The organism is Synechococcus sp. B60.1 (assembly GCF_047462555.1).
In the GTDB taxonomy this organism is placed as follows: Bacteria; Cyanobacteriota; Cyanobacteriia; order Thermostichales; family Thermostichaceae; genus Thermostichus.
Map to the genome: position 1 here is coordinate 1 of NZ_JANSJN010000147.1, position 3,983 is coordinate 3,983.

Annotated in this window: 1 pseudogene; it reads right to left on the reverse strand. The window is 62.7% G+C overall.

Annotated features, from left to right (window positions below):
* Window positions 1-47: 47 nt before the first annotated feature.
* A pseudogene (locus NW863_RS12400) lies at window positions 48-3,983 on the reverse strand (type II secretion system protein); the annotation flags it as partial.

The following is a 3,983-nucleotide window of genomic DNA, read 5'->3' on the forward strand; positions in this document are numbered from 1 at the left end:
CCTACTTTAATTTGCCCCTGACCGGACGGATCTATATCAGATCCATATCAATTGAACTCATTGCAGCCGCCAATCTGGGCAGACGGATCCAACGGCACACCCGGCTGATCCTGGAGCGCGCAGCGCAGCCGCCGCACATACGGATCTTGTGGATCCAGCTCGCGCAGGAACTCGGTGCGCGCGTTGGAGGGGAACTGGAAGCGGCTGGAGACGGCGCCGGGGCGGCGAGCAATCTGCAGGCCCACGTCGTAGCCGAAGCGGCGGTTGGGTGGGGAGTAGTAGTCGTAGCCGAGCACAAAGGTTGGATCCGGCACCAGGTTGGGCGGCTCGAAGCTGCGCTGCAAGAAGGGGCCGGTGGCATAGGTGCTGTAGTTGAGCTGGATCATTGAGCCGCTGAAGAAGAGGTTGGTATTTCTCCACAGCTCGTTGAGGCGCAGGAAGTTGTGCATGCCGCCGGCGGTTTGATCCAGCCGCGAGGGGAGCACGCCGCTAACAGCCACCGCGTTGACCCGCGTCTCTCGGGCAGGCTGCAGTTGCCGGTTTTGGCTGCCATCGTCGTTGCGGCGGCGCTGGTTCGGGTCGGTGGAGGCCAGCTCCTGGAAGCGGGGAATGGGAATGGGCCGCCGCGTCACCTCGTCCAGGATTACGCCCAGCACCGGGTTGGGGCCGGCAAAGCCAGTGGTGGGCCTGTTCAGATCCAGGGTGAAGGGCTCCACATCCACCCACACCAGGCCATCGTTATCGCCGCCGTTGCGGTCGATTTGCACCTGGATGGTGTTGCCGTTGGGCTTGACGTAGAAGCACAGGCCGTTGCTGATTTTCTCACTGCCTTTGTCGTCGATGTAGTAACCGTCCAGATAGGTGGATGTGGTGGCGTAAGCTTGCGCCGTAGCGTTATTCACCCGAGCGTAGGGGTTGAGCGCCATCTGAGGTTGTACGCCAGGAATGTCCCCAAACAGCGGATCCCGATCCACTACATTACCCTTATTGTTAAAGCGCAACGTGCTGGGGCGGCTGTCGCCAGTGTAGGCCTTGTAGCGGAAGCGGTCGTTGAAGTTGGGGCGGAACACCCCCGGCACCCAGAAGCCGCCATCGGGGCCGACTTTCTCCTCAGAGTCGCAGCGGACGGTTGGATTCTCTGGATTCTCTTCGTCGAGCAACCGGCGCCGCAGTTGCCGCGCCCAATCATCGGTGTTTGGAGCCGGGTTGCCAGCAATCGGTGGAGCGCCGCTTTCGGCAGGGCGGATGCCCGGCTCTTTGCTGGGGTTGGCAATCTCGGTGAGCAGCAAGTTACTCTTCAGGCCGTTGCGGGCGGCGTAGGCCGGCTCGCCGAAGATCCAGTTGAAGGCGGCCTGCAGGGCTTCGGCAGGGCTGGGCCACTTGGGCGGCTTGGGCACCCCTGCTTTTACCTCCAGCACTGGCGAAAGCCGCGGCTCCAGGGCAATGGTTACGCCTTCATCGACAGCCTGGGCCACGTCGTGGACGCTGATCGTCTCCGGCTCCGGCTCGGCTTGAACTTCGCCCACGGGGCGCAGCTCCACCGTGTTGGGCTTGGCCGCCATCCACTCGCCCAAGGGGCTCTTGCCGGGAGCATCGGGCGCAAAGGTACCCGGCCCGCAAGGCCGCCCTTGACAGGTGAGATTTTGCGACTGCGTCTTGGTTTGTTGGCAGGTGGGGCTGCTGGTACCGGCGATGAGGGTGCCCGTCCGAGTTTGGGTAAACGTTTTGGTTGTGCCGCAGGCGATTTGGTTGATGACCTCGTCGCAGCTAGCCGGCGACCAGGGCCCCCAGTTGTAGTTGCAAGTCTGCGGGCAGGTAACCGTTTGGGTTTGCGGCCGGGTGGTGGTTCCGCAGCTCGAGGTACAGGTCTCGGTGCGGGTTTGGGTTATCGTCAGGCCGCCGTTGGCCAGCGTGCACTGAGGAGTCCAATCTGTATAGGTGCAGGTAGCACCCGGCGGCTGGCAAGTGATGGTTTGGGTTTCGGTTTCGGTGAAGGGAGCTTGGCTGGTACAGAGCGGCGTAACCGTGCGGGTGCGGGTTTGGGTGATGGTGGCCCGGCTGCACTGCTGCTGCTGGGTGCACTGAGGACTCCAGGCCGACCAATTCCCGTAGTTGTACTGTGGGTAGCAGGTGATCTGCCGGGTTTGGGGCGTCGGCGGCGTGCCGGGGCAGCCGGCGGGCAAAGTGGCTGTTTTGGTTTGGGTGATGGTAGTTGCAACACAAATATCGGTTTTACAAGCGGGCGTCCAATTATTATCCCAAATGGGATCACAATTGAGGCTGACCGCGCAGTACTTCTGATTGGGCAGCAGAGCTTTGTTCCGATCCGGCTGGCAAGGCAGGTTGACTGGCGGCAGCGGCTTCAGGTAGCGCAGGTCGTAGTCTTCCAGATCGCTGCCATCGCGGGTAGCAAAGCGCAATCGCGCAGTGCCGGTATTTTCATAGGTCTGGATCTCTACCAGGTAGGGAGAGTCCTGGGATGGATCCGCGCAGTCCAGCTCTAGGCGCAGGGTGACCTGCTTGCCGCCGCCATCTGACCAGGCTTCGGCACCTGCCGCGTCCGGCCCTAGGCTGAGGGGAGTGCCGTTCCAAACGCCGCGGTTGACAAAAGTAGCATCGGAGCCTTCCCGCCGCCGGATGATCAGCCGCACACCATCATCACCATCGAGAATGCGGTAGCTCTGCAGGCCCGGCCAGCGGGGATAGAGCTCCCCTACCCAGCGGACGACGAAGAAATCGTTGCCGTTGTTGTTGCCACTGCCGGATCCACCAGTTCTGCGCCGCCAGCAGGAGCGTAGGAAGTTGAACTCGTTGTGTTTGAATCGGAGCTCTGGAACTCCATTGTTGGGGGGATTGAAGTTGTATCCAATGCGAGGGCTGCCGACAGGCACATAGGAATAGCCGATGTCATCCGCATCGATGGGCGCGTTCGGCAAGCTGTTGTTGCCGTCTGGCTCTCCGCAACTGGGCATCCAGAACCAGTCGCCGCGATCCCGGCGATCCGGATTGGGATCCGGAGGGGTAAAAGGTTGCCGAGGCTCCCAAGGATTCGGCGGCGAGAGAATCGGCACCGACAGGCGGCAAAGGGGCTGCAGGATGTCAGACAAAGAGCCGCTGCAAGTGGGGAAATTGTTGTACAGCATCCGCTTGAAGGGAGACCTTGAATCCCGGGACGTGCTGCTGCCGAACTGGTACTGGAAGCCGCCCCACCAGGGAAAACCGCTGCCGCTGCGGGCAAAAGGTGCTAGGTTAGCTGGATTATCGATAGCGTCGCGCACGCAGGCCCAGCGCTGGTCGTTGGTGGCGCTGTCCAAATTGGTCGTTGGACAACGCGGCGCACTGCTGGTGTAGCCGTTGTTAAATTGACCGATGGGCTCCGGCACCCCCTGTGCCGGGAACACTGGATCCGGCCAGCGCACCGCCCGCAGGTAGGGCAGGTTGGTGCTTTGAACATCTTGGGGCAGAGGGCCCACCTCCTGGCCGCTGGGGTTGGTGGCAAACCCTGTGTTGCGGTTGTACTGGTTCTGCGGCTGCGGGCTGGTGATCCAGCCGTTGTAGTACTCGGCCAGCAGGCCAGCGCCGCCCGGGTTCGGGCAGGGCCCGATGGGAGCCACCATCACCCAGCGGGAGGTATCCAGCACCGGGTTGCCCAAGGCCGAGATGCGCACGCCGAAGTTGGCATAGTCCCTATCTGGCGCCCGCAACTGCCGCACCTCAGGCACGCCACTGCCCGCCGTCCGGTCATCGGTGCTGTTGCGGCCCTCAAAGATGGTGTCGCGGGCAAACACGTCCGGCCAGCCGGGCTGGTTGGTGTTGTCGCCCAGGTTCTGGGCCCCGCCGGTGTTGTCGAAGCGCAGGACACCGGCGCCAGCGTTATTCGGATCCGGAGCCGGCCAGTTGTCGCCCCGGATCACCAGCGCCTGGTTGAGGAAGGAGGTGTTGGCCCCGAGGTTTGGCCCGCTGCAGCCGTAGTAGTCGTTGCG